Origin of the sequence: Roseovarius sp. CAU 1744, from assembly GCF_039839345.1 — a bacterium.
In the GTDB taxonomy this organism is placed as follows: domain Bacteria; phylum Pseudomonadota; class Alphaproteobacteria; order Rhodobacterales; family Rhodobacteraceae; genus Roseovarius.
Map to the genome: position 1 here is coordinate 44775 of NZ_JBDOQV010000003.1, position 22048 is coordinate 66822.

The 22048-nt window shown below is 62.1% G+C and carries 27 protein-coding genes and 1 tRNA gene; 14 read left to right on the forward strand and 14 right to left on the reverse strand.

Annotated features, from left to right (window positions below; genetic code table 11):
* Window positions 1-97: 97 nt before the first annotated feature.
* Window positions 98-172: transfer RNA gene (locus AAFO92_RS06635), tRNA-Val, on the forward strand.
* A gap of 75 nt (window positions 173-247) precedes the next feature.
* Entirely contained in the window at window positions 248-373 is a 126-nt protein-coding gene (gene ykgO, locus AAFO92_RS06640) for a type B 50S ribosomal protein L36 (RefSeq protein ID WP_028287243.1), read from the forward strand.
* Between the two features lie 158 nt (window positions 374-531).
* Here ykgO and AAFO92_RS06645 read toward each other — a convergent pair whose 3' ends face one another.
* From AAFO92_RS06645 to AAFO92_RS06690, 10 genes are all read right to left on the reverse strand, one after another.
* Entirely contained in the window at window positions 532-759 is a 228-nt protein-coding gene (locus AAFO92_RS06645) for a hypothetical protein (RefSeq protein ID WP_347533932.1), read from the reverse strand.
* A gap of 166 nt (window positions 760-925) precedes the next feature.
* Entirely contained in the window at window positions 926-1078 is a 153-nt protein-coding gene (locus AAFO92_RS06650; protein ID WP_347534325.1) for a Trm112 family protein, read from the reverse strand.
* Window positions 1079-1113: 35 nt separating this feature from the next.
* Window positions 1114-1758 carry an LON peptidase substrate-binding domain-containing protein gene (locus AAFO92_RS06655; RefSeq protein WP_347533933.1) on the reverse strand — a complete coding sequence of 215 codons (645 nt, stop codon included), beginning with the start codon at window positions 1756-1758 and terminating at the stop codon, window positions 1114-1116.
* Window positions 1759-1784: 26 nt separating this feature from the next.
* A complete protein-coding gene (locus AAFO92_RS06660; protein ID WP_347533934.1) occupies window positions 1785-2693 on the reverse strand; it encodes a co-chaperone YbbN in 909 nt (302 codons plus the stop codon).
* A gap of 73 nt (window positions 2694-2766) precedes the next feature.
* The gene (locus tag AAFO92_RS06665; protein WP_347533935.1) at window positions 2767-3057 is read right to left on the reverse strand and encodes a hypothetical protein; all 291 of its coding nucleotides are present in this window, start codon (window positions 3055-3057) and stop codon (window positions 2767-2769) included.
* Entirely contained in the window at window positions 3047-4099 is a 1053-nt protein-coding gene (locus tag AAFO92_RS06670) for a hypothetical protein (protein ID WP_347533936.1), read from the reverse strand. Before AAFO92_RS06670 ends, AAFO92_RS06665 begins: the two co-directional genes overlap by 11 nt.
* Window positions 4099-4503: a hypothetical protein gene (locus AAFO92_RS06675; RefSeq protein ID WP_347533937.1), complete on the reverse strand. Its 405-nt coding sequence runs from the start codon at window positions 4501-4503 to the stop codon at window positions 4099-4101. Before AAFO92_RS06675 ends, AAFO92_RS06670 begins: the two co-directional genes overlap by 1 nt.
* Entirely contained in the window at window positions 4500-5990 is a 1491-nt protein-coding gene (locus AAFO92_RS06680) for an FAD-binding oxidoreductase (protein ID WP_347533938.1), read from the reverse strand. Before AAFO92_RS06680 ends, AAFO92_RS06675 begins: the two co-directional genes overlap by 4 nt.
* Before the next feature lie 93 nt (window positions 5991-6083).
* Window positions 6084-6494, reverse strand: coding sequence for a DUF3052 family protein (locus tag AAFO92_RS06685; RefSeq protein WP_347533939.1), 411 nt, complete (start codon window positions 6492-6494; stop codon window positions 6084-6086).
* Complete coding sequence (locus AAFO92_RS06690) at window positions 6495-7313, reverse strand: sulfotransferase family protein (RefSeq protein WP_347533940.1); 819 nt, start codon at window positions 7311-7313, stop codon at window positions 6495-6497.
* 150 nt (window positions 7314-7463) lie between these two features.
* On the opposite strand from AAFO92_RS06690, the gene AAFO92_RS06695 reads away from it, so the two are divergent.
* From AAFO92_RS06695 to fosX, 3 genes are all read left to right on the forward strand, one after another.
* Window positions 7464-9041 (forward strand): DUF5928 domain-containing protein, encoded by a 1578-nt coding sequence (locus tag AAFO92_RS06695; RefSeq protein WP_347533941.1) that lies wholly within the window; start codon window positions 7464-7466, stop codon window positions 9039-9041.
* 13 nt (window positions 9042-9054) lie between these two features.
* Window positions 9055-9438, forward strand: coding sequence for an HIT domain-containing protein (locus AAFO92_RS06700; RefSeq protein WP_347533942.1), 384 nt, complete (start codon window positions 9055-9057; stop codon window positions 9436-9438).
* A 75-nt stretch (window positions 9439-9513) separates the two neighbouring features.
* A complete protein-coding gene (gene fosX / locus AAFO92_RS06705; RefSeq protein WP_347533943.1) occupies window positions 9514-9918 on the forward strand; it encodes a FosX/FosE/FosI family fosfomycin resistance hydrolase in 405 nt (134 codons plus the stop codon).
* A 121-nt stretch (window positions 9919-10039) separates the two neighbouring features.
* Here fosX and AAFO92_RS06710 read toward each other — a convergent pair whose 3' ends face one another.
* Window positions 10040-10660 carry an XRE family transcriptional regulator gene (locus AAFO92_RS06710; protein ID WP_347533944.1) on the reverse strand — a complete coding sequence of 207 codons (621 nt, stop codon included), beginning with the start codon at window positions 10658-10660 and terminating at the stop codon, window positions 10040-10042.
* Between the two features lie 64 nt (window positions 10661-10724).
* Here AAFO92_RS06710 and AAFO92_RS06715 point away from each other — a divergent pair, with 64 nt between their 5' ends.
* The 6 genes from AAFO92_RS06715 to AAFO92_RS06740 all read left to right on the forward strand — a co-directional run bounded on the left by AAFO92_RS06715 (window position 10725) and on the right by AAFO92_RS06740 (window position 17328).
* Complete coding sequence (locus tag AAFO92_RS06715; RefSeq protein WP_347533945.1) at window positions 10725-12242, forward strand: class I adenylate-forming enzyme family protein; 1518 nt, start codon at window positions 10725-10727, stop codon at window positions 12240-12242.
* Complete coding sequence (locus AAFO92_RS06720) at window positions 12239-12889, forward strand: DsbA family oxidoreductase (RefSeq protein ID WP_347533946.1); 651 nt, start codon at window positions 12239-12241, stop codon at window positions 12887-12889. Before AAFO92_RS06715 ends, AAFO92_RS06720 begins: the two co-directional genes overlap by 4 nt.
* Window positions 12814-13368 carry a metal-dependent hydrolase gene (locus tag AAFO92_RS06725; RefSeq protein WP_347533947.1) on the forward strand — a complete coding sequence of 185 codons (555 nt, stop codon included), beginning with the start codon at window positions 12814-12816 and terminating at the stop codon, window positions 13366-13368. Before AAFO92_RS06720 ends, AAFO92_RS06725 begins: the two co-directional genes overlap by 76 nt.
* A gap of 6 nt (window positions 13369-13374) precedes the next feature.
* Entirely contained in the window at window positions 13375-13707 is a 333-nt protein-coding gene (locus AAFO92_RS06730; RefSeq protein WP_347533948.1) for a potassium channel family protein, read from the forward strand.
* An 85-nt stretch (window positions 13708-13792) separates the two neighbouring features.
* A complete protein-coding gene (locus AAFO92_RS06735) occupies window positions 13793-15028 on the forward strand; it encodes a multidrug effflux MFS transporter (protein ID WP_347533949.1) in 1236 nt (411 codons plus the stop codon).
* Between the two features lie 95 nt (window positions 15029-15123).
* Window positions 15124-17328, forward strand: a complete 2205-nt coding sequence (locus AAFO92_RS06740; RefSeq protein ID WP_347533950.1) for an NADP-dependent isocitrate dehydrogenase — start codon at window positions 15124-15126, stop codon at window positions 17326-17328.
* Window positions 17329-17505: 177 nt separating this feature from the next.
* On the opposite strand, the gene AAFO92_RS06745 is transcribed toward AAFO92_RS06740, so the two are convergent.
* A complete protein-coding gene (locus AAFO92_RS06745; protein ID WP_347533951.1) occupies window positions 17506-17712 on the reverse strand; it encodes a DUF6356 family protein in 207 nt (68 codons plus the stop codon).
* Window positions 17713-17835: 123 nt separating this feature from the next.
* Between AAFO92_RS06745 and AAFO92_RS06750 the strand changes: the two genes are divergently transcribed.
* The 3 genes from AAFO92_RS06750 to AAFO92_RS06760 are packed head-to-tail and all read left to right on the forward strand — an operon-like array spanning window position 17836 to window position 20088.
* Window positions 17836-18312 (forward strand): Lrp/AsnC family transcriptional regulator, encoded by a 477-nt coding sequence (locus tag AAFO92_RS06750; RefSeq protein ID WP_347533952.1) that lies wholly within the window; start codon window positions 17836-17838, stop codon window positions 18310-18312.
* Window positions 18309-19283: an alpha/beta hydrolase gene (locus tag AAFO92_RS06755; RefSeq protein ID WP_347533953.1), complete on the forward strand. Its 975-nt coding sequence runs from the start codon at window positions 18309-18311 to the stop codon at window positions 19281-19283. Before AAFO92_RS06750 ends, AAFO92_RS06755 begins: the two co-directional genes overlap by 4 nt.
* A gap of 16 nt (window positions 19284-19299) precedes the next feature.
* Window positions 19300-20088, forward strand: a complete 789-nt coding sequence (locus tag AAFO92_RS06760) for an exodeoxyribonuclease III (protein WP_347533954.1) — start codon at window positions 19300-19302, stop codon at window positions 20086-20088.
* A 12-nt stretch (window positions 20089-20100) separates the two neighbouring features.
* Here the strand turns inward: AAFO92_RS06760 and AAFO92_RS06765 are convergent, their stop codons facing one another.
* Entirely contained in the window at window positions 20101-21525 is a 1425-nt protein-coding gene (locus tag AAFO92_RS06765) for a protein kinase (protein WP_347533955.1), read from the reverse strand.
* Window positions 21526-21571: 46 nt separating this feature from the next.
* Window positions 21572-21820, reverse strand: a complete 249-nt coding sequence (locus AAFO92_RS06770) for a zinc-ribbon domain-containing protein (RefSeq protein WP_347533956.1) — start codon at window positions 21818-21820, stop codon at window positions 21572-21574.
* Window positions 21821-22048: the final 228 nt, after the last annotated feature.

Sequence of the window (22048 nt, forward strand, 5' to 3'; positions counted from 1 at the left end):
GCCCTTGATCCCTCACCCGACTCCTTTTATAGAGCGGTCACTCCGGCGCGGATTTCCGCGCCCCTATTTATTGGGGCAACTGACGCGCAGGATGTACGGGCGATTAGCTCAGCGGTAGAGCACTTCGTTGACATCGAAGGGGTCACAAGTTCGATCCTTGTATCGCCCACCATATTCACTGTCCCGCGATCGCGGGGCACCCGCAACCCCAGGCGCTGGCCCGCGCCGCGACATTAAGGAGAGGACCATGAAGGTTCGCAACTCGCTTCGCTCGCTCAAGAGCCGGCACCGTGATTGCCGCGTCGTGCGCCGCAAAGGCCGCGTCTATGTGATCAACAAGACCCAACGCCGGTTCAAAGCCCGCCAGGGCTGAGCCTGCACCAACGAACGGTGAAAACGAAACCCCGCTGGCCAAAGCGGGGTTTTTTGCATTTAGGGTGGCGGGTTTTGGCGCGGATGCCCGGTACTGCGGGTCAGGACGGGCGGTCGAATGCCGACAGGCCGGCGCGCCGACCATGTCGCCGGACGGGATTACAGCCTGTCCCAGGCAACGTAGACGGCAAGAACCAGAATACCGCCCAGCAAGGAATAGATCAGCGGAGCACCGAGGTAGAGGCAGATGATCGCGCCTGCACCTGTTCCGATCAGAAACGTGATCAGCAAACCTATCGTGTCGCGGATGAGCCCCTGCAGGAGCGTGGCGAGAAACCCCTGCTTGTCCGAGCCGTCTGGCCTGTCCGGCTTATCATCCTTCTGCATGGAACGCCTCGTGCAATGTGCCGCCTCTCTGACTCAATATAGCACAAATGGGGCATCGCAGGGTATGAAAGCCACCTGCACTGTTTCCGACGCCATGCACCCGGCCCACCAAGACTGAGAAATTCCAACTGCAATGCAGATCCGGCTGCAGCCAAAGGTACTGGGCTCAATCGAGCGTCCGCGCCTCGTCGATCAACATCACCGGGATGCCGCTGCGGATGGGATAGGCAAGCCCGGCGCTGTGGCTTATCAGCTCTTGCGCCTCGGCATCATATTCCAGCCGGCCCTGGGTTTGGGGGCAGACAAGTGCCTCCAGCATATGCCGGTCAAAGGCCGGCTGCCTGGGTGTATCGGTCACTGCATCAGCTCCTCGTCATCCCCGCCACGCAGGGCAAACTCGATCAATGTCACCAGGGTTTCGCGCCGGGTGGACAGCGATGGCGCCTCAAGCAGCGCCTGCTTGTCCTCGGGTTCGAACCCCAGAAGCATCGACAGCGAGTTTATCAGCAACTCGTCATCCGCCTCTTTCAGCGAATCCCAGTCGGTCTGCAGCTCGCGCGCGTGGAAATACCGGCCCAGCAGATCCAGGAACGGGCCACGCTGGAAATGCACATCGACATCCGTCGGGCCGAGATCCCGCTCGAACCCCGCCCAGGAGACCCTGGCGCGGCGATAGGGCGTGAAGCCGTCGACCTCTTCAACGATGCGGAACCGCGAAACGCCCGTAAGCGTGATCATGTAACGCCCGTCCTCGGTTTCGGAAAACTGGGTCACGCGGCCCACGCAGCCGATCGAATAAAGCGAAACGTTGCAACCGTCCGGCACCCTGTTGGGTTGGATCATCGCGATCATGCGCTCAGGCGTCTTCAGCACGTCGTCGAGCATCGCAAGGTAACGAGGTTCAAAAAGATGCAGCGGCAGTCGGGATCGCGGCAGCAGAAGCGCCCCCGGCAAAGGAAAGATCGGGACAACATCCGGCAGGTCGGCGGGGTGTTTCATAACCCTAACCTAGCGCATGAGCCGGCTCAGGCAAATATCATCGAACTCAGTTTGCGCCGCCCGTTCAGAACCACCGGATCATTGGGTTTGAGCGCGTCAAAGATGGTGAAGAGCTGCTGTTTGGCAGCGCCCTCATTCCACTCGGAATCGCGGCGGAACAGTTCCAGCAGATGATCGACGGCCTCCTCGGTCTTGCCATTGGCGCTCAGCGCCTGCGCCAGATCGAAACGCGCCTGATGGTCGTCGGGATTGGCATCGACCGCGGCCGACAACTCGCCCACGGGTCCGGCGTCGGCGGCCTGGCGGGCCAGCTCGAGCTGGGCGAAAGCAGCCTCGATCTCGGGCGCGTGGCTGATCTCCGCAGGCGCGCCGTTCAGGATCGCCTCGGCCTGGTCCAGGTCATCCATCGCCAGGTGCGCACGGGCCAGCCCGGCATAGGCGGACGCGTTGGCGGGATCTTCCTGCAGAATGGCGGCAAAGGTCTGTGCCGCATCGGTGGCGGCTCCTTCTTCCAGCATTTCCTCGGCGGCGGCCACGGCCTCGTCCAGCCCGCCGCTGGCGTCGCCGCCCGCTGCCTTGACCGTGCGTTCGACAAAGGCGTCGATTTCCGACGGCGGAAGGGCCCCTTGGAATCCGTCGATGGGCTGGCCCTGCCAGAAGGCATAGACCGTCGGGATCGACTGCACGCGCAGCTGGCCCGCGATGCCCTGGTTCTCGTCGACATTCACCTTGGCCATCCGAACCGCACCCCTGGCCTTGGTCACGGCCGCTTCCAGCGCGGGGCCAAGCGTCTTGCACGGGCCGCACCAGGGCGCCCAGAAATCGACGATCACCGGCACGGTTTTCGACGCTTCCACGACCTCGGCCATGAAATCGGCCTCGGACACGTCCTTGATAAGATCCTGCGCGGGGGGTTGGCTGCCAAGTTCGATCATGTCACGCCTGTCCGTTCAACTTGCTGCATCGGGTTGGGGCTTACATGGCGCACCATGCCACCCGTTGCAAGGGCTAGCGTGCCGGAAGCGGCAAGCAACCCGGCAGGCCCGCCGGCAGCACCAGCCGTCCGCCCGCCCGGTAGAGCGCCCGTCCAAGGCCGGGATCATCCGACCGGACCGCCAGCCAGATGCCCCCGCCGCCCACCACCGCGGCTCCTGTGGGCAGGTTGCCGACAAACCCCTCACGGGGAAAGAACACGATGGCGCCCGGCGCCGCGTCGGTGAATATCATTACCGCCGACAACACCGCCAGCCAGCCCGCAACAACCGCGATGATCGCCAGCGCCCAGCGCCTAATAGTCATGGATATGTTCCAGGGTCAGCGGCCCGGTGCGCATCTCACGCAAGGTTTGCGCCAGTTCCGTCACCTTCAGCAGGATCAGATGCCGGAAATCGTCATGGCCCTGGCGCGGAAAGCTGAACAGCGCGTCGTTCACGCGCCCGCCCGGGGCCGTCGCCGTCAGCAGGATGTCGTCATTGCCCGCGATCTCGGTGAAATTCACGCCGTCGCGCGCCATCTGCTGCAAGAGACTCGTCAGCACCCGGTAACGCGGCGTTTCGATCTCGAACCCGTCGCCCAGGGGGCCGATGACCGTCACGCCCTCGTATTCCGCCAGGGCCTCGGGCGTCGTGTCCCGCACAACCATCCGCAGGCGCAGCGCATCAGCCCCGACATTGGCCACGGCCTGTTCGATCACCCCGGCATAGAGCGTCTTGACCCCGTATTCCAGGCTCAGCGCCAACAGGCGTTCGGTATCACGCAGACTGCCCGAGGTGTTGTCCGCCAGTTCCTGCGCATCCAGCGCGAAATCCCATTGATACCACGGCACCTGTTGCAGGAATTCGGCATATTCCGCCGCCTGGCGCGCGGACACGACATCCAGCGGCGCGCGCGGCGATTCCCGGGTCATCGCGGCCAGACGGCCAAGGGTTTCCTCGTAGGCGGCCTTGGCCAGCATCTCGGCGGTAAAACTGACCCCGATCGTATAGACCATCTGCTTGGTCTCGTCGGGGAAACCGCCATGCTCGGCCGAGGCATAGGACAGCTCGCATAGTGACGACCAGAAACCGCGGATCGCCCGGATGAAGCCGAACTCATGCGGATCGCCCTCCGCGATCACCTTTGCATAGTCGTCATAGGCGTGCACGATATGCCACTCGGGATAAGTCAGGAGCGTACGCGATTCCGGGCGGTGATGTTCCTCGGGCAGAAGGGCGGTATATTCCGCCTCGACCGGCTGGCGGATGCAGGCCATCTCGACATAGCCAACCGGCAGCAGCAGCCCGACCCCCAGAAGGATCAGCAACAAGACCAGCCGGAAGAACCATCTGAACAACCGCCGCATCACGCCTGCCCCCATCTCAGCCCGGCCCACAGGGCAAAGCCCCCCAGGGCGACATGCGGCAGGTTGGCAAAGACACGCGGCAAGGTAAAGGACATCCCCGCCGATGGATTGGTAAAGATGCCCATGTCCAGATATCCGTAACCGGTAAAGAACCCGAACACACCGTCGCCCAGATAGAGCGCGCCGAAGATCACCAGGAAGATGCGCGATGCGCGATGGCCGATCAGCCCTGCCGACAACGCCCAGAGGGCCGACGCCACATGCAGCGCGTCGTCAAAGAGATCGAGCGCGAATATCCCGAAGGCCAGGCCCTGATCGTCGGTCAGGCCGGGGATGTAATTCAGCGACGCCGCGATCATCAGCGCCACGAAATATCCCAATGAAATCTTCTGCAGTATGCTCATAGCGTGCCCAGATACCTGTCCCAGAGATTGTTGCGGAATGTCAAAGTCGGGTCCAGAGCACGTTTTGCGGCGGCGAACTCGGCGGCGCGGGGATAGGCGCGCGCCAATTGCTCCACCGTGGCATGGGGGCGGTACGGCAGGTAGTAGGTGCCGCCGATCCCGGTGATTCCGTCGATCAGCTCTCGTGTCATGCGCGCCATGTCGGCCTCGGCCCGGGTGGTCATTTCCTGGCTGAAGGACATGACGGCGGCAATGCGCGGTACCGGAGCGTAGGCCAGCCAGCTGTCGGGATCAGTATCGATGAAACGCAGCGTGACGTTCAGGAATTCCTGGTAGGACGCCGGGATCACCCGCCGGCAGATTGCGATAAACTCCGGAAACCGCTCCGGCGCGACAAAATATTCATGCAGAATATCCGTACGCTGCGGATCGCGGTCATCCAGCGTCACGACGGGCTCGTTTATCAGCGAGTTGCGCGTAACCGCCCCACCGGCCAGACGCGGCCCTATGTCGGTTTCCGTCCACCAGCGCAGCCGCTTGATGCGCTCGTTTCCAAGCTGTGCGCGGTAGACATACCGCGCCATCTTCGACGCAAACCCCGAGCCGCTGGCGGGCGGCAGATCATCCTGATCCCCGGTCTCGCGATAGGTGATCATCAGCGCTTGCCGAAAGAAATTCGCGCGATCCACGTTCAGTCGGCCATAGGCCATCGTCACGCCACCATCGGCAAGCGCGTCGATGAAACGGGTGCCGAAATCCTCGGCCGGCATCTCCTCGAACGAGGGTTTCAGGCGGCTGTTGCGCGCCATTTCCACCTCCATCGAGGTGATCGCCCCGGTCAGCCCGTAACCGCCCATGGTCATGCCGAAGAGCTCGGCATTTTCGTCGCGCGAACAGCTTACAAGTTCACCGGACGGCAGGACCATGTCAAAGCTGCGCACCGTCGCCCCCATCGGCCCCAACCGGACCGGCCAGCCATGGGCATTGACGCAGAAGGTCGCCGCGACGCCGAAATCGTTGTTGGATTGCATGACCTTGGGGCCAAATCCCAGCGGATCAAGCGCGGCGATGACCTGTGACCAGCGCGCGCCGGCATGAACGCGAAACGTGCTGTTGGCGATGTCCGGTTCGATCCAGCCGTTATCGTAGGTGACAGCGTAGCCAAGGTGGGGAATTGCCTGCGCGCCCATCGAGTGCCGCGCCGCACCCACGTTGAACGGCAGGCCGTTGGCCTGGGCATCGCGCAGCTCCGCCCGGATCGCGACCACCAGCGCCTCGCCTGGATCCTGCTGCAGGATCGCATGTCGGAATATCGGGGTTTCGCTGAGCCCGCTGGCATCGTTCAGCGTTGTGGCGGCGCCGGCCGGCTGAAGCGACCTGGTCCCTTCCAGCGTGGGATTGGCGGGGGTGAAATGCCGGGTCGCCCACCCGCCAATCACCGCGCCGCCGCCCAAGAGCAAAGTACGTCGGGAGATACTATTCATCATACTAAAATTTGCCCCTGTGAAGAGTGTTCAACATTTCGGCAAAAATAGATAGGTCTGGAAATCCTGACCTTGTGCGAGTATTGCATGCGTGCCTCACCGCAGTTCTTTCCGTAGCATCAGCTTCAACCCGGACCAGGTAGCATCGACGGCGCAGACCTTCACGTCTACCAGCCCCAGGGGTAATGCAATTTCCCGGATCTCGTCCTCGGTCACATCCGACGCCAGTTTCGATGCCTTCTTCGGCCAGCTTACCCAGATCATGCCGTCCCGCGCCAACTGCGTCAGCGCCTCGGGCAGAAATGCCTGCAGATGAGCACGTGACGCGGTGAACAGATGCACGACCTCCACCCCAGGGGTTAATGTATCCGTCAGTGAAATCTCTGGCGCGTCGGGCCCAAGCAGGTTCTGGTAGGCGTCAAAATCACAATCCGCGACAAGAGTAACGCGTTGGCCGGGTTTCAGGCCCAGCTTGGCATGGAGCGGTTTGCCCGAATATCCGGCCATCTACTCTCCCAGTTTGACATGCACCTCGTCCAGGTCGATCTCGCCGGTGGGCATCTTGTTCGACGGATCCTGGAAGTCATATCTGAACAGCTCGAAATCGCGTTTGTAGATCTCGTAGACAAGGTGCATCGACAGATCGTCGAAGTAATCCTGGACCGGGTGCGCGCGCTTGGGGCCGTGGCCTTCGGATTCATTGAAACGGGGGATCGCCTCGATATCCACCTTGTTGGGCGTGTCGATGGATTTCAGCACCGCCGCCATGCCCTCGTTGAACTTCTCGGTCCAGAAGATCTTGTCATAGGTGCCGCCATTGGCAATGAAGGTCGACACATGCCCCGCCTGCGCGGACCAGTGAATGTCAGGCTCCATCGGGCGGCGCCAGCGGATCGTGTCCCGGGCAAAGAGCAGAAAGCGGCGGAAACTCTTGATCTGGTCGAACTCCTGCTTGCCGTCATCGCCGCCCACTTCGATCCCGTATTTCTGCACCAGAAGCGGCACCAGCTTGCCGCGATAGCGTTTGCCATTGCGCTGAATGCCGCAGATCTTGTCGAAAAAGCTGCTGAGGATCCGCGTGTAAGGGTTGCGCACGCAGGTGAAGGCATAGGATTGGTGCGCCTTGACATTCGCCGTGATCACCGGCTGGCTTTCCTCGCGCGCCCATTTATGCAGGCCATCGACCGCATCGTGAATATCCCCGTCAAAGAACGCGCCGTGATCCGAGTAATACATGATCTGGCCGATGGTCGAGCAGGCGCATTTCGGCACGACGCGATAGACCACGCTTTCACTTTCGGTCATCCAGGTGCCGGGAAACCCCATTCTGCCGCCTCCGCGCTCGATCCGCCCGTTCTTTGAGGGCTTTATGATTTCTAGCGCGTTAAAAAATTCAAAGAAACCCTGTTTATTCAACGCTTGTTCATGCTTAACAATGTAAACAATCGCAGCAGCGCCAGGTAGATCGTTTCCCGTATGGCTAAAATCGCCTACATTCTTCTGTGTCACAAGGATCCCGATGCGATCATTGGCCAGGCAGAGATGCTGACGGCAGCGGGCGACTACATGGCGATCCATTTCGATGCCCGCGCCAAATCGGAACACTACCAGAAAATCCGCACCGCCCTTAAAGACAACCCCAACGTGACCTTTGCCAAGAAACGCGTCAAATGCGGTTGGGGCGAATGGTCGCTGGTGCAGGCCACGCTGAACACGATCGACACCGCGATCAGGGAATTCCCGAGGGCCACGCATTTCTACATGCTCTCGGGCGATTGCGCGGCGATCAAATCCGCAAAATACGCGCATGATTTCCTTGACGCCCGGGACGTGGATTACATCGAGAGCTTTGACTATTTCGACAGCGACTGGATCAAAACCGGCATGAAGGAAGAGCGGCTGATCTACCGCCATTTCTTCAACGAACGCAAGAACAAGCGACTGTTCTACGCCAGCTTCAATGCGCAGCGGAAACTGCGGCTGACGCGCGATATCCCCCATGACATCCAGATTCAGATCGGCAGCCAGTGGTGGTGCCTGCGCCGCCGCACAGTCGAGTGGATACTGGACTTTACCCGGCAGCGCCGCGACGTGATGCGGTTCTTCCGCACCACGTGGATCCCGGACGAGACCTTCTTTCAGACCCTGGTGCGCCATGTCGTCCCGGAAACCGAGATCGAGGTCCGCACGCTGACTTTTCTGATGTTCACCGATTACGGGATGCCGGTGACCTTCTACAACGATCACTATGATCTGCTGCTGTCGCAGGATTTCCTGTTTGCCCGCAAGATCAGCCCCGAGGCCTTGGAGCTCAAAGAACGGCTGGGCGCGCTCTACGCCGATGACGACGCGCAGTTCCAGATCTCGAACGAGGGACGCAGCCTGTTCAAATTCCTCAGCGGCCGGGGCCGGATCGGCCGCCGTTTCGCCAGCCGTTTCTGGGAGACCGAAAGCACGCTGGGCCGCGAACGCGAATTGATGATCGTGGTCTGCAAGAAATGGCACGTGGCCAAACGCCTGCTGGAACGCATCCGGCAGGTCACCAATGTTCCCGCGATCGAATACCTGTTCAACGAGGAGGATACCGCCCTGCCCGATCTGGGCGGCATTCAGGCGACGCTCGGCAAACGTACCCGCCACCGCCGCGCGCTCATGCGAATGCTGTTCGATTATTACGAGACCGACCGCCTGATTGTCTGCATTGACCCTGGCAATCTGGATCTGCTGCAGGATTTCTGCAGCGATCGGTCAACCACCAGGCTGCTGGAGATACAGTGCGAGTTCACCGACGACTACCTGACCGGGCATGCCATGCGCATCGGCCTGGCGGGCGAGCAGACACCGGCTGAAACCCTTGAGCGGCTGTTGCCCACGATCCGTGGCGACATGACCTTCGAATCGGATCGGATCAGGGATGCGGAGTTTGAAAATCATATGATCATGCGCCAATCATCCGAACCGGACCGCAACGCCGATCTGCTGTCGCAGTTCCTTGATCTCCCCGTGGAGAAAGCGCAAAAGATAGCCGAGCACGAACATCTTTTTGCCGATTGAGGATCCCTGCCCCATGCCCTACAGCTACGATGACCAGAATATCTTTGCCAAAATCCTGCGCGGCGAAATCCCGAATGACACCGTGCTCGAGACCGAGCACACGCTGGCCTTCAACGATATTCAGCCTCAGGCCCCCGTCCATGTACTGGTGATCCCCAAAGGCGCATATGTCTGCCACGATCATTTTGCGCTCGAAGCCAGCGATGCCGAGATCATCGATTTCAACCGCGCCGTTGGGCAGATCTGCAGCATGAAAAACCTTCAACCCGGCGAAGACGGCGCCGGCTACCGCACCATCGCCAATGCCGGGGAGCACGGCGTTCAGGAAGTACCGCATTTTCACATCCATATCCTTGGCGGTCGCCCGCTTGGCCGGATGCTGTCCGGCTCGGGCTGACGGTAGGCGTAGTTTGCTAACATTGGGCAAACCTCCGCTACCGTGTCGGCAGACGAAAATTACGGAAGAAAAGCGATGATTGAAGGTCTGAGCCACGTGACATTCATTGTAAGCGATCTCGACAAGATGGAAGAGATGCTTACGAAAGTTCTGGATGCCAACAAGATCTATGACAGTGGCGAAAAAACCTTCTCGCTTTCAAAAGAACGGTTCTTCGATATTGGCGGCGTTTGGGTGGCGACGATGGAGGGCGATCCGCTTTCAGCCAAGACCTACAACCACGTGGCCTTCAAAATGGCGCCAGACGAGTATGATAACAGACTTCAGCGTATCAAGGCGCTCGGTCTGGAGGTGCGTGAAGGTCGCTCACGCGTAGAAGGTGAGGGGCGTTCGATCTATTTCTACGACTATGATAACCACATGTTTGAACTGCATAGCGGCACTCTGGAAGAACGGCTCAGGCGCTATGCGGAAGCCTGAACGCAGCCATTCGCTGCGTCCTGGCGAATTCACGGGTTGGACTCTCAGCGAACAGGGCAGGTTCTGAACATGGGGCGCGGGGCTGTTTATCTGCCGCATGACACATCAAGTGCGCAGCCGGTCAGACCAGCGAAGTCACCCACAGGATCGTCGCATCCTCCTCGCTGACCGACACCACGTTATGCCCCATCGTCGCATCGTAATAGGCGCTGTCGCCGCGGCGCATCTCGATCGGTTCGTAGAATTCGGTATAAAGCCGGATCACCCCGGTCAGCACATACAGGAACTCCTCGCCGTCATGGCGCACCCAGCCGTCGAATTCCTCGACATTGCGGGCGCGGATGCGGGCGCGGTAGGGCAGCATCTGTTTCTTGGTCAGGGTCTCGGCCAGCAATTCGTGCTCGTAGGTCACCGTGGCCTGATGCGCGCCGGTGCCGGCCTTGGTCACAGCCATCCGGCCGTTGATCTTGTCACGCTGCGGCGGCGTGAACAGCTGCGGCACCGAGATCTCCAGCCCCACCGCCAGCTTTTTCAGCGCGTCATAGGTGGGCGACATCTGGCCGTTTTCGATCTTGGACAGGGTCGAACGCGCCAGCCCCGCCTGCGTGGCGGCCTGTTCCAACGTCCATTTCCGCGCCTTGCGCAGCTCGCGCACCCGCTCCCCTAGGTTGAGCGGCTCGGTCTCGACCGATTTGCCGTTTTCGCGGGCAATTCGGATCAGGCTGCCATGGTTTTGCGTCATGATCGGTATTATCGCAGCCTTTCGGCCACTTGCAACCGGCACGGCAGGAGCCTAAGCCAATAATATGATGTCCGAATTCAACCAGGGCCCGCCACCCCCCTGCCCGGCACCTTTCAACATGGCCGCGCATGTGCTGGGGCGCGCAGACCAGATGCCCGACAAGGTGGCGCTGGCCGTTCTGGGCCTGTCGGGTGCGGAACGCTGGAGCTATGGCCGGCTGAAGGAGGCGATCCTTGGAACGGCCACAGGTTTGTTGGAAACCGGCCTCAGTCGCGGGGATATCGTGCTGATGCGGCTGGGGAACACGGTGGAATTTCCCGTGGCCTACCTGGCCTGCCTCAGTGTCGGGCTTGTCCCGGTACCCACCTCGTCGCAACTGACCGAAACCGAGGTCGCCGGCATCCTGGATACGATCCGTCCTGCCGCGATCCTGCTGGGTGACGGCATCGCCTGCCCCGAAACCGGGACGAAGACCCTCGACCAGCGGACGCTTGAGGCGATGCGCGATCTGCCGCCCGCAGCCTATGACATGGGTGACCCGAACCGGCTGGCCTATGTAATCTACACCTCGGGCACCTCGGGCGTGCCGCGCGCCGTGGCCCATGCCCATCGCGCCATCTGGGCGCGGCAGATGATGTTCGAAGGCTGGTACGGACTGCGCGAGGATGACCGCCTGCTGCATGCGGGTGCCTTCAACTGGACCTACACGCTGGGCACCGGCCTGATGGATCCGTGGACCATCGGCGCTACCGCCCTGATCCCCCAGCCAGGCGTCACGCCGGAACAGCTGCCGCTGCTGATGAAGCGCCACGATGCCACGATCTTTGCCGCCGCGCCCGGTGTCTTCCGCAAGTTCCTGAGGGACGGTGCACCGATCAGCCTGCCGAAACTGCGCCATGCGCTCTCGGCCGGGGAAAAGATGCCCGATCGGGTGCGCACCGCCTGGATGGCGGCCACCGGCACCGAGGTCTACGAGGCCTACGGTATGTCCGAATGTTCGACCTTCATTTCGGGCAGCCCGTCAGGCCCGGCCGCTGCGGGCACGCTCGGACGTCCGCAGGCGGGCCGCCGGGTCGCCATCCTGGGCGATGACGGCCCCGTACAAGCGGGCGCCGAGGGCACCATTGCCATCCACCGCGACGATCCGGGGCTGATGCTGGGCTATCTGCACGCCGAAGACGACACCGCGGCGCGGTTTTGCGGCGACTGGTTCGTGACCGGTGATCTTGGGGTGATGGACGCCGACGGCCAGGTCACCTATCTGGGCCGCGCCGATGACATGATGAACGCGGGCGGCTACCGGGTCTCGCCGCTTGAGGTCGAGGCGGTGCTGAACGCCCACCCCGGCATCACCCAGGCCGCCGTCACCGATATCGAGGTCAAGCAGGACGCCCGCCTGATCATGGCGTTCTACACCGGCCCCGCGCCGCTGCCAGCGGACGAACTTGACGCCCTTGCCGCCGACAAGCTTGCCGCCTACAAGCGCCCGCGCGGCTATTACCACCTGGATAGCCTGCCCACCGGGGCCAATGGCAAACTCCTGCGGCGCAAACTGCGCCCGATTTACGAAAGCCTGCAATGATCAAGCTCGACATCATCTCCGACCCGATCTGCCCCTGGTGTTACATCGGGAAAACCCTGCTGGATCAGGCGCTGGCACAGCGGCCCGACCACCCTTTCGTGGTCGAATGGCACCCGTTCCAGCTTAACCCCGACATGCCCGCCGAAGGGATGGACCGGCGCGAATACCTCGAGACCAAGTTCGGCGGCAAAGAGGGCGCCATTCGCGCCTATGCCCCGGTGGTGGAGCGCGCCGAACAGGCCGGGCTCAAGATCGACTTTGCCGCAATCAGGCGCACCCCCAACACCATCGATGCCCACCGCCTGATCCATTGGGCGGGGATCGAGGACCGGCAGGATCAGATGGCAATGGCGCTTTTCGCCGCCTATTTCGACGATGGGCGCGATATCGGCGACAAGGAGGTCCTGGCCGACCTGGCCGACAGCCTTGGCATGGACGGCGCCGTGATCCACCGGCTTCTGCAGACCAATTCTGATACGGACGACATTCGCGCCCGCGACAGGCAATTCCGTGAAATGGGCGTCACCGGCGTGCCGACCTTCATCGTCGGCGGTCAGCAGGCCGTACCCGGATGTCAGCCCCCGGAACTGTGGTTGCAGGTAATCGACGAGCTTGCCGCCAAGACGGACGCGGCCAGCCGGGCGTGATAACCGCGCATCTGCCGGCCGGATACCTGACCGGGCGGACCATGGCGCGCGCGGGCCCGGTGCTTTGGGCGGCGGTGGCAGGCGGCGTTGCACCGGATATCGACCTGGTCTGGTTCTACCTGATCGACAGCCGCGCCTTTCACCACCATCACTACTGGGTTCATGTGCCCGCCTTCTGGATCATGTCGGCGGCTGTCTTGCTGCCGCTGTTGCACGCGTTCAGGCCCGGTTGGCTGCGCCCGGCATCAGCGTTTCTGGCGGCCGTTCTGGTACATCTCTGTCTCGACGGGATCGCCGGAGGCATCAAGTGGCTTTGGCCGTTTTCCGACCGGCTTTCTTACCTGCTGCAGGTTCCGGCCCGACATGCCCACTGGGTGCTCAACTTTGTCCTGCATCCGGTATTCCTGCTGGAAATCCTGATCTGGGCTGCGGCACTATGGGCCCTGTTCCACCCTGCCACCTACAGGAAAGGTAACTGAATGGTCATGCTCAGATTGATTACGCTGTTCTCCCTGCTTTCGTTCATCATCAGCACCGGCACTGTATTTTTCCGCCATGTCGAGGGGTGGAGCTGGCTTGATGCCTATTTCTTCACCGTCGTCACCCTGTCAACGGTCGGCTACGGCGAACTTGTGCCCGCAACCACACTGGGCAAGATCGGCACGACGATCTTCATTTTCACCGGTCTTGGCGTCTTTGCCCTGACGATCCAGCAATTCGCCGCCTTTGCCGTCAGGAAACGCGAGGAACATGCCGAGCGGCTGGCCCGGCGGATGGCTCGGGACACTGTCGAGGATACGGCCCGCCGGGACGGCTGAACCGCAGGCAACTGTGCGGAAATGACGGCGGGGCTGTGCGAAACGCTATCTGGCTCGGCACGGCCGGGAATGATAGGCGTCTGGGATGACGGATCACACGCTATCCACCGCTCGTCCCCGCATGGGCAAAGTGGAATTCATTGCCCTGATGGCGATGATGGGCGGCGTGGTTGCGTTTTCGATCGACGCGATGCTGCCCGCCCTTCCCCAGATCGCGGCCGAACTGTCACCCGGCGCGCTTAACCGGGCGCAGCTTGTCGTGACAACCTTTGTCCTCGGCATGGGGCTGGGGACATTTCTGGTCGGGCCGCTCTCGGACGCGTACGGGCGCAAACCGGTCATCCTGGCAGGCACGGCGATCTATATGCTGGCCTCGCTGCTGGCGCTGTTCGCCCCGTCGCTGGAGCTGTTGATCCTGTCGCGCATCCTGCAGGGCCTTGGCGTTTCTGCCGCCCGCATCGTGTCGATGGCAATCATCCGCGATCTCTACGCGGGGCGGGAAATGGCGCGGCTGATGTCCTTCGTCACCATGATCTTCATGATCGTGCCGGCCATCGCGCCGCTGATCGGCAGCGGTATCATCGCGCTGGCCGGGTGGCGGAGCGTGTTTGCCAGCTTTGTGGGCTTCGCCGCCCTCTACAGCCTGTGGATGACAGCCAAACTGGCCGAGCCGCTGCCCCCCGGACACCGCCGCCCCTTCCGGCCGCACGAGTTGCGGCGCGCGGTGCGCGAGGTGCTGGCGCATCGCACGGTTCTTCTGGCGATGGCGGTGATGACGCTCTGTTTTGCCGCGCTTTTCGCCTCTCTCAGCTCGATCCAGCAGATCGTGGGCAACACCTATGACCGCCCGGCACAGTTCCCCTACTGGTTCGGATTGATCGCGCTGATTTCCGCAGGGGCAAGCCTGCTCAATGCCGCGCTTGTCCTGCGCTTCGGAATGCGGCGGCTGGTGACCGCGGCACTGAGCGTCCAGGTACTGTGCTGCGCGCTGGCGCTGTTGCTGCTGCATGTCGGCCAGCCGCCGGGATGGCACTTCGCCATCTATTTCGCCTGGCAGGCCACGGTCTTTGCCGGCGCATCGCTGACCCTGGGCAACCTGACCTCGCTGGCGATGGAGCCGTTGGGGCATGTCGCCGGCATGGCCGCCAGCCTGATCTCGGGCCTGGCCACCGTCGGATCGGTTCTGCTGGCGATTCCGATCGGCCTGGCCTTTGACGGGACACCGACACCGCTGATCATCGGCGTATTGGCCTGTGCTTTCCTTGGCGCGATGATAATGCTGTTGCTGAAACGGAGGGAAGAATCTGCGGAGCAGGTCTAGACTTTCTCTGTATACTATTGCATACCGACTTTCAGAAACTGCCTGCCTGCTATATCGTGCAGGAAAATCCATAACCGGATCGAAAGGGTTCCCCGATGGCCACCACATCCAATCCAGATATTGTCTACACCAAAGTTGACGAGGCACCCGAACTTGCCAGCGCGTCGCTGTTGCCGATCATCCAGCGATTTGCCGCCGCCGCCGGCGTGTCCGTGGGCACCAAGGACATATCGCTGGCCGGGCGCATCCTGGCGACCTTCCCCGAACATCTGAGCGCGGATCAGCGCATCCCCGACGATCTTGCGGAATTGGGAGAGCTGGTGAAGACGCCGGATGCCAACGTGATCAAGCTGCCCAACATCTCGGCCTCGGTCCCGCAGCTGGTGGCCGCGATCCGGGAATTGCAGGACAAGGGGTTCTCTGTTCCGGACTATCCCGAAAGCCCCGAAACCGACGACGAAAAGCAGGTTCGCGCACGCTATGACACGATCAAGGGCTCGGCGGTGAACCCGGTCCTGCGCGAGGGCAATTCCGACCGCCGCGCCGCCAAGGCCGTCAAGGCCTTTGCGCAGGCCAACCCGCACCGGATGGGTGACTGGTCCGCAGACAGCAAGACCCGCGTCGCGTCGATGTCCGGCGGTGATTTCCGCTCCAATGAAACCTCCGCCACGCTCGACCGGGAAGCAACGGCGAAAATCGTGCTCGAAACCGCCGCCGGCGAGACGGTGCTGAAAGACGGCATCACCTACCCCGCCGGTACCGTCGTCGATGCCACCTACATGTCGGCACAGGCGCTCGATGCTTTCCTGGCCGACGAGATCGAGAAGACCAAGGCCGAGGGCGTGCTGTTTTCGCTGCACATGAAGGCCACGATGATGAAGGTGTCCGATCCGATCATCTTTGGCCATGCGGTCAGAGCGTTCCTTGCACCGGTCTTCGCGCAATTTGGCGACGAGATGGCGGCACTGGGCGTGAACCCGAACCAGGGTCTTGGCGCGCTGCTGGACAAGGTTTCGGGCAATGCCGATATCATGGCCGCAATCGATGCCTGCATGGCCGACCGCCCGCCGATGTACATGGTCGACAGCGACCGCGGGATCACCAACCTGCATGTTCCCTCGGATGTGATCATCGACGCATCGATGCCCGCGCTGATCCGCGCCGGCGGCAAGGGCTGGGGCCCCGACGGCAAGGAAGGCGATGCCGTCTGCGTCATCCCCGATGACAGCTACGCGCCGGTCTATGACGAGACGATCAAGTTCTTCAAGGCCAATGGCAAGCTTGACCCGGCCACCGCCGGCACCGTGCAGAATCTCGGGCTGATGGCGCAGAAGGCCGAGGAATACGGCTCGCATCCGACCACCTTTGAAATCCCCGAAGACGGCACCGTCAGGATGGTGCTGGACGATGGTACGGTGCTGCACACGCATCAGGTCGAAAAGGGCGACATCTGGCGTTCCGCCTCGGCCCGCAGGGCGCCGATCGAAGATTGGGTGAACCTGGCCATCGAACGGCAGAAGGCCACGGGTTACCGGGCGATCTTCTGGCTGGACGAGAGCCGCGCGCATGACGCGGAACTGATCGCCTATGTCAAACCGATCCTCGAGGCCAAGGGCGTCGCCGACAAGTTCGAGATCATGGCCCCGCGCGCGGCCTCCCGCGCCTCGCTGGAAACCATCACCAAGGGCGAAAACACCATCGCCATCACCGGCAACGTGCTGCGCGACTATCTGACCGACCTGTTTCCGATCCTCGAACTGGCGACTTCGGCCAAGATGCTGTCAATCGTCAAGCTGATGAATGGCGGCGGGTTGTTTGAAACCGGCGCCGGCGGCTCGGCCCCCAAGCACGTGCAGCAGCTGCACGCCGAGAACCACCTGCGATGGGACAGTCTGGGCGAATTCTGCGCCCTGGGGGAAAGCTTCAAGTTCCTGGCCGATGCCAGGGGTAACGCCCGCGCGAAGGTACTTGGCGAAGCGGTCGAGACCGCGACCCAGGGTATTCTGGACAATGGACGCTCGCCCAGCCGCAAGGTCGGTGAACCCGATAACCGCGACAGCCATTACTGGTTCGCCCGCTATTGGGCCGAGGCGCTGGCGGCACAGACCGACGATTCGGCGCTGGCCGAGGAATTCGCACCGATTGCTGCGGCACTGGCGGAAAACGAGGCGAAGATCACCGGTGAACTTGCCGCCGCCCAAGGATCGCCCGCGGATACCGGCGGTTACTACACCGCTGACCCGGCCAAGCTGGCCGCTGTCATGCGCCCCAGTGAAACGCTGAACGGGATCATCGGGTAACGCCTTTAGCTCTCTGGCGGGCCGGCCACACCGGCCCGCCATTGTTCCGCAAAATGTCCAATCTCAAAAACCTGTAATGCGGACGGAGCGGCCGCTGTTCCTTTCGGTGCAAGCCTCGCAGGGCGCCTGTCGACTGTCGGGGTAACGCTCAGAGCGGCCCCTCAACACAACCGCGCTCTACTGACCCCGGTTATGGGTTCTGGCGTACATCTCCGCGATCATCCGGCTTGCCGTCTTTTCGAAAGCGCAGGGCAGAATGGCGTGGATCAGCGCGCAGAACGCGGCCGCGAAAAGCTTCAGGCTGAACTTTCCGGCAAAGGCCATGTGTTCGAAATAGGTCTCATCGACGCTGCGCGGGTGGTCCAGAAAAATGCGGTTCATCATGGGATTGATCCTGTTCCGTGAGTGGTGTTTCAAGCAATCTACACCGTGCGGCGGTTGAAAATTTCTCAAATCTCCACGAAAATTTGTTGTATGCGGGATGATATCCCATGTAGATACCAAAGTATGAGCGTTCTTGACGAACTTGACCGAAAGCTGTTGACAGAAATTCAGCGCAACGTCGATGTGCCACTGGAAGAACTGGGCAATCGCGTAGGCCTGTCGCGTAACGCCTGCTGGCGACGGATCAAGGCGATGGAGGCCGCGGGTATCATCCGCGCCCGCGTGGCCCTGCTGAACCCGGCCAAGATCGGTCTGGGGCTGGAGGTCTTCATCCAGGTCAAGGCGGCGGCGCATGACGCGACATGGCTGGAAAAATTCGCCCGCGCCACGCGCGGCACGCCCGAAATCACCGGCGTCTACCGCATGACCGGCGAGCTGGATTACCTGATCCGCGCCCGCGTGGCCGACATGGCCGATTATGACAGGCTCTACCAGACGCTGATCGCGCGGGTGCCGATGGGCGATGTCTCGGCCAGTTTCGTGATGGAAGAGATCAAGGACACGACCGAACTGCCGCTGAGCCGGGCGGGTCGTGCATGAAGCGTCTCAAACGTATATTGATCGCGCTTCTGATCGCGGTTCTGGTCCCGACACTGGGCTTTCGCGCGGCGGCCATGTTGCGCGAAACCCAGAGCGCCGCCGAGGCCCGGCCGGAATCGGGCCGTATGATTCAGACCGCCATGGGCGCGATCTACGTGCAGGAGGCCGGGCCCGAAGGCGGCCCGCCCCTGCTGCTTGCGCATGGCACCGCCGCATGGTCGGGCCTCTGGGCCGAAACGATGGCCGCCCTGGCCGGTCAGGGGTACCGCGTCATCGCCTTTGACATGCCGCCCTTCGGCTTTTCCGAACGCGACGCAGCAGGCGATTACGGCCGCCGAACCCAGGCCCGGCGGATTCTGACCCTGACGGAGGCGCTGCAGACCCGCCCGACCCTGATTGCCCATTCCTTCGGCGCGGCCCCGGCGGCCGAAGCTGTGATGATAGATCAGGATGCCTTTGCCGGGCTGGTGATGATTGACGGCGCCCTGGGCCTCAACAGCCATCTGACCCCGAAACCCCTGCCCGTGCCGCTGCGCCCGCCCTGGCTGCGCCGGACCCTCGTGTCGCTGACCGGCACCAACCCGCTGCTGACCGGAACGCTGCTGGCGCAGCTCTTGTACGTCAAGGACGCCGCCACCGACGAGCTGATCGCGATCCTGCAGCGCCCGATGGTGATCGAGGGGTCCACCGCCGCCTTTGCCGATTGGCTGCCCTCTTTGCTGGTGCCGCCAACCGACGCACTCAGCACCCGGCCTGAAAACTACCGGGCCCTTGGCCTGCCGACGCGGCTTATCTGGGGCGACCGCGACACCGTGACACCGCCCGAACAGGCCACCGAACTGGCCGCGCTGATCGGCCAGGGCCCGCCCCTCATGCTGACAGATGTTGGCCATATCCCCCAGATCGAAGCACCCGGCGCTTTTCAGGCCCTTCTGTTTTCCGTGCTTTCCGATATTAAGGCAGGGAACTGAGCCAACAGGAAATCCCATGCCCTTCACCCTCGCCACCTGGAACATCAACTCGGTCCGCCTGCGCGCCCCCATCGTCTGCAAACTGCTCAGCGAAGAGGCGCCGGATGTGCTGTGCCTGCAGGAATGCAAATCCCCGGTCGAGAAGATCCCGCTTGAGGATTTTGCAGCCCTTGGCTACCGCCATATGCTGGCGCGCGGGCAGAAGGGGTATAACGGCGTGGCGATCCTGTCGCGCCTGCCGATCCAGGAAGTCAGCTCGCAGGATTTCGCCGGGCTCGGCCACGCCCGCCATATCGCCGGACAGCTGGAAAACGGGGTCACCATCCACAATTTCTACGTTCCCGCGGGCGGCGACGTGCCGGACCGCGAACAGAACGAGAAGTTCGGCCAGAAGCTGGACTACCTGACGGATATGCGCGATTCATTCCATGCCGACGCCCCGCGGAAATCCATCCTGGTCGGCGATCTGAACATCGCCCCGCGCGAGGATGATGTCTGGTCACACAAACAGCTTCTGAAGGTGGTCAGCCATACGCCCATCGAGGTCGAACACCTGGCCCAGACCCAGGAGGCCGGGAAATGGGTCGACGTGACCCGCGCCGATATCCCCGAAGGGCAGCTTTACAGCTGGTGGAGCTACCGCGCCCGCGACTGGGACGCCGCCGACAAGGGCCGCCGGCTGGATCACGTCTGGGCCACCCCCGACATCTCGGGCGCCGCCCATTCCAGCCGCATCCTGCGCGGCGCGCGGGGATGGGACAAACCCTCGGACCACGCGCCGGTTTTTGCGACATTCGACCTCTGAGTTGCCGGCGCCCTAGACCGCGTCCAGATCGGCGCCGCATTTGATGCAATAGCGATACCCCTTGCGGCGGGTCGTGCCGCAGCTGGTGCAAAAGACCACCCGGACCTTCGCCGTGGTCCCGCGCGGACGGGCGCTCTGCTTCGGCGGCGCATCGCTCCGCTTCTTCTGCTGATCCGCCCGGCTGGCGGGTTGCACCCTTTCCAGCGCCGCCAGTAGCGCGCCAGCGTCCTTGAACCGTTCCGGGTGCGGCGCAGTGCAGGTTTCGATCATATGGATCAGATCGTCATCCACATGCGCATGCCGCAGATAGGATTGCCAGTTGCCCTGCATCTTGGTGGTGACCGACCCCATCAGCAACTGAAAGAAGATCACCCCCAGCGCGTAGACGTCATCGCGCGGGTTCGGACCCTCGCCGGGGGGTTTCATCGGATCGGCATACATCGGCGTGAAGGCACCGGGGAAATAGGCGCTTTGCGTGATCTCGGTGTCGTCGGCATCCCCCACGGCGGGTTCGGATTGCGCCAACGCATAGCCGATGCCGAAATCGGTGATCTTGACGCGCCCGCCCGAGGACATCATCAGGTTGGCCGGTTTCAGATCGCGATGCACGATGTCACTTTCATGCGCAACCTGCATGGCCCGCGCGGCCATCTTCATCACGCTGACGACATCCCTGACCTGGGGCCGGGCACCGCCAAAGCCTTCGACCCAGTTCACCAGACTGCCGCCATCCATGTATTCAAAGACCAGAAACGGCGGGTCGGCGGTGAAATTCGTCTGCATCAGCTGCACGAAATCCTTGTCCGCCGCCGGATCAAAGCCGCCGATCCGGTCCAGCACGCGGATCTCGTTCTTCAGCCCTGCCATCAGCGCCTTGTCGAAGCAGAATTTCAGCGCCACCGGCCTGTCGCGGTTGAACTCCGTCGGGTAGGCTTTCCAGACCTCGGCGAACCCACCCATTCCCAACAGCGTATCCAGCCGGAAATCATGCCCCCTCAACGTGTCATCGGGCTGAAACCGCGGCGCGCGAAGGGGCACGAACTTGGCCATCTCTTCGGCGCTCTGGGGCACCTGCGACACCATCGTCGTGACATGGCCGTCCTTGTTGCCGCTCCGCAGTGCCTGGCGTGACGTCATGGGAATGGCTGCCAGATAATTGACCAGCTCGTCCTTCTGCGCCTTGCTCATGCAGGTCCGGTCAAGCTCCCGCTGGGCTATGTCGCGCGCCTGGGCATAGCTCAGGTTCGAGACGGCGGACATGGCCTCGGGCTCGACCCCGGCGAACTGCGTCTTGTACACGCGGAAGGCGGCGACAGTCGCGTGTTTGGCCACGGCGTAGAAGGTTTGTTTCATCGGAATGGCCACGCCGACAAGATCCTCGATCAGGGCCATCACGATGTCCTGGAATACCTTTTCACCGTTGATTACTGTGGCCATTCTAGGTCCCCTCCCGGAACCAGCGGGCTTGGGATGAACCCCGCGATCAACTCAAAAATGTCCCGATCAGCGCCAGTACCACGTAAATCACCGCGATCCATTTAAGCGCGATGATTACCTTGCCGCCCCATCCGGGCGTCGCGCTGGAGTTCAGCCAGCCCAAGACCCCGGGCTTAGCGGTTTGAATCTTTGCACCACATTTGCCGCAGAACCGGGCCGATGGCGGGTTTTCTGAATCACAGGAGTTACAAATCATCATCGCCTCCGCTGCCGTCACGGGCATATCTCTGGTCATCTAAATGGCGCCGTTCCGAAAAACCGGAGGGCAGAAAAAAACTTGTGGCTACGTTCCGCAATGCCAATGAACCGGGCGCGCCGGACTGCCCTCAATCTATGGGATTGCCGAGTATTAATTTCGCAACTTTAGCATTTAAGGCCGGAATTGTTAAGCCCGGTCCAGCGGGCGTATCGGTCACCGGTTTCGACCATGCGCAAAGAATGGCGTTGCCTATCTGACCGCCAC

Bases quoted from the DNA above. Each gene is read 5' to 3' on its own strand.
- AAFO92_RS06725 (WP_347533947.1), top strand. From the start codon at position 12,814: ATGTCAGCCCCCGGAACTGTGGTTGCAGGTAATCGACGAGCTTGCCGC.
- AAFO92_RS06655 (WP_347533933.1), bottom strand. From the start codon at position 1,758: ATGAAACACCCCGCCGACCTGCCGGATGTTGTCCCGATCTTTCCTTTG.
- AAFO92_RS06695 (WP_347533941.1), top strand. From the start codon at position 7,464: ATGGCTAAAATCGCCTACATTCTTCTGTGTCACAAGGATCCCGATGCG.
- AAFO92_RS06740 (WP_347533950.1), top strand. From the start codon at position 15,124: ATGGCCACCACATCCAATCCAGATATTGTCTACACCAAAGTTGACGAG.
- AAFO92_RS06660 (WP_347533934.1), bottom strand. From the start codon at position 2,693: ATGATCGAACTTGGCAGCCAACCCCCCGCGCAGGATCTTATCAAGGAC.
- AAFO92_RS06735 (WP_347533949.1), top strand. From the start codon at position 13,793: ATGACGGATCACACGCTATCCACCGCTCGTCCCCGCATGGGCAAAGTG.
- AAFO92_RS06710 (WP_347533944.1), bottom strand. From the start codon at position 10,660: ATGACGCAAAACCATGGCAGCCTGATCCGAATTGCCCGCGAAAACGGC.
- AAFO92_RS06745 (WP_347533951.1), bottom strand. From the start codon at position 17,712: ATGATGAACCGCATTTTTCTGGACCACCCGCGCAGCGTCGATGAGACC.
- AAFO92_RS06690 (WP_347533940.1), bottom strand. From the start codon at position 7,313: ATGGGGTTTCCCGGCACCTGGATGACCGAAAGTGAAAGCGTGGTCTAT.
- AAFO92_RS06765 (WP_347533955.1), bottom strand. From the start codon at position 21,525: ATGGCCACAGTAATCAACGGTGAAAAGGTATTCCAGGACATCGTGATG.
- AAFO92_RS06730 (WP_347533948.1), top strand. From the start codon at position 13,375: ATGCTCAGATTGATTACGCTGTTCTCCCTGCTTTCGTTCATCATCAGC.
- fosX (WP_347533943.1), top strand. From the start codon at position 9,514: ATGATTGAAGGTCTGAGCCACGTGACATTCATTGTAAGCGATCTCGAC.
- AAFO92_RS06685 (WP_347533939.1), bottom strand. From the start codon at position 6,494: ATGGCCGGATATTCGGGCAAACCGCTCCATGCCAAGCTGGGCCTGAAA.
- AAFO92_RS06665 (WP_347533935.1), bottom strand. From the start codon at position 3,057: ATGACTATTAGGCGCTGGGCGCTGGCGATCATCGCGGTTGTTGCGGGC.
- AAFO92_RS06680 (WP_347533938.1), bottom strand. From the start codon at position 5,990: ATGATGAATAGTATCTCCCGACGTACTTTGCTCTTGGGCGGCGGCGCG.
- ykgO (WP_028287243.1), top strand. From the start codon at position 248: ATGAAGGTTCGCAACTCGCTTCGCTCGCTCAAGAGCCGGCACCGTGAT.
- AAFO92_RS06650 (WP_347534325.1), bottom strand. From the start codon at position 1,078: ATGCTGGAGGCACTTGTCTGCCCCCAAACCCAGGGCCGGCTGGAATAT.
- AAFO92_RS06715 (WP_347533945.1), top strand. From the start codon at position 10,725: ATGATGTCCGAATTCAACCAGGGCCCGCCACCCCCCTGCCCGGCACCT.
- AAFO92_RS06750 (WP_347533952.1), top strand. From the start codon at position 17,836: ATGAGCGTTCTTGACGAACTTGACCGAAAGCTGTTGACAGAAATTCAG.
- AAFO92_RS06700 (WP_347533942.1), top strand. From the start codon at position 9,055: ATGCCCTACAGCTACGATGACCAGAATATCTTTGCCAAAATCCTGCGC.
- AAFO92_RS06645 (WP_347533932.1), bottom strand. From the start codon at position 759: ATGCAGAAGGATGATAAGCCGGACAGGCCAGACGGCTCGGACAAGCAG.
- AAFO92_RS06720 (WP_347533946.1), top strand. From the start codon at position 12,239: ATGATCAAGCTCGACATCATCTCCGACCCGATCTGCCCCTGGTGTTAC.
- AAFO92_RS06670 (WP_347533936.1), bottom strand. From the start codon at position 4,099: ATGCGGCGGTTGTTCAGATGGTTCTTCCGGCTGGTCTTGTTGCTGATC.
- AAFO92_RS06760 (WP_347533954.1), top strand. From the start codon at position 19,300: ATGCCCTTCACCCTCGCCACCTGGAACATCAACTCGGTCCGCCTGCGC.
- AAFO92_RS06675 (WP_347533937.1), bottom strand. From the start codon at position 4,503: ATGAGCATACTGCAGAAGATTTCATTGGGATATTTCGTGGCGCTGATG.
- AAFO92_RS06770 (WP_347533956.1), bottom strand. From the start codon at position 21,820: ATGACCAGAGATATGCCCGTGACGGCAGCGGAGGCGATGATGATTTGT.
- AAFO92_RS06755 (WP_347533953.1), top strand. From the start codon at position 18,309: ATGAAGCGTCTCAAACGTATATTGATCGCGCTTCTGATCGCGGTTCTG.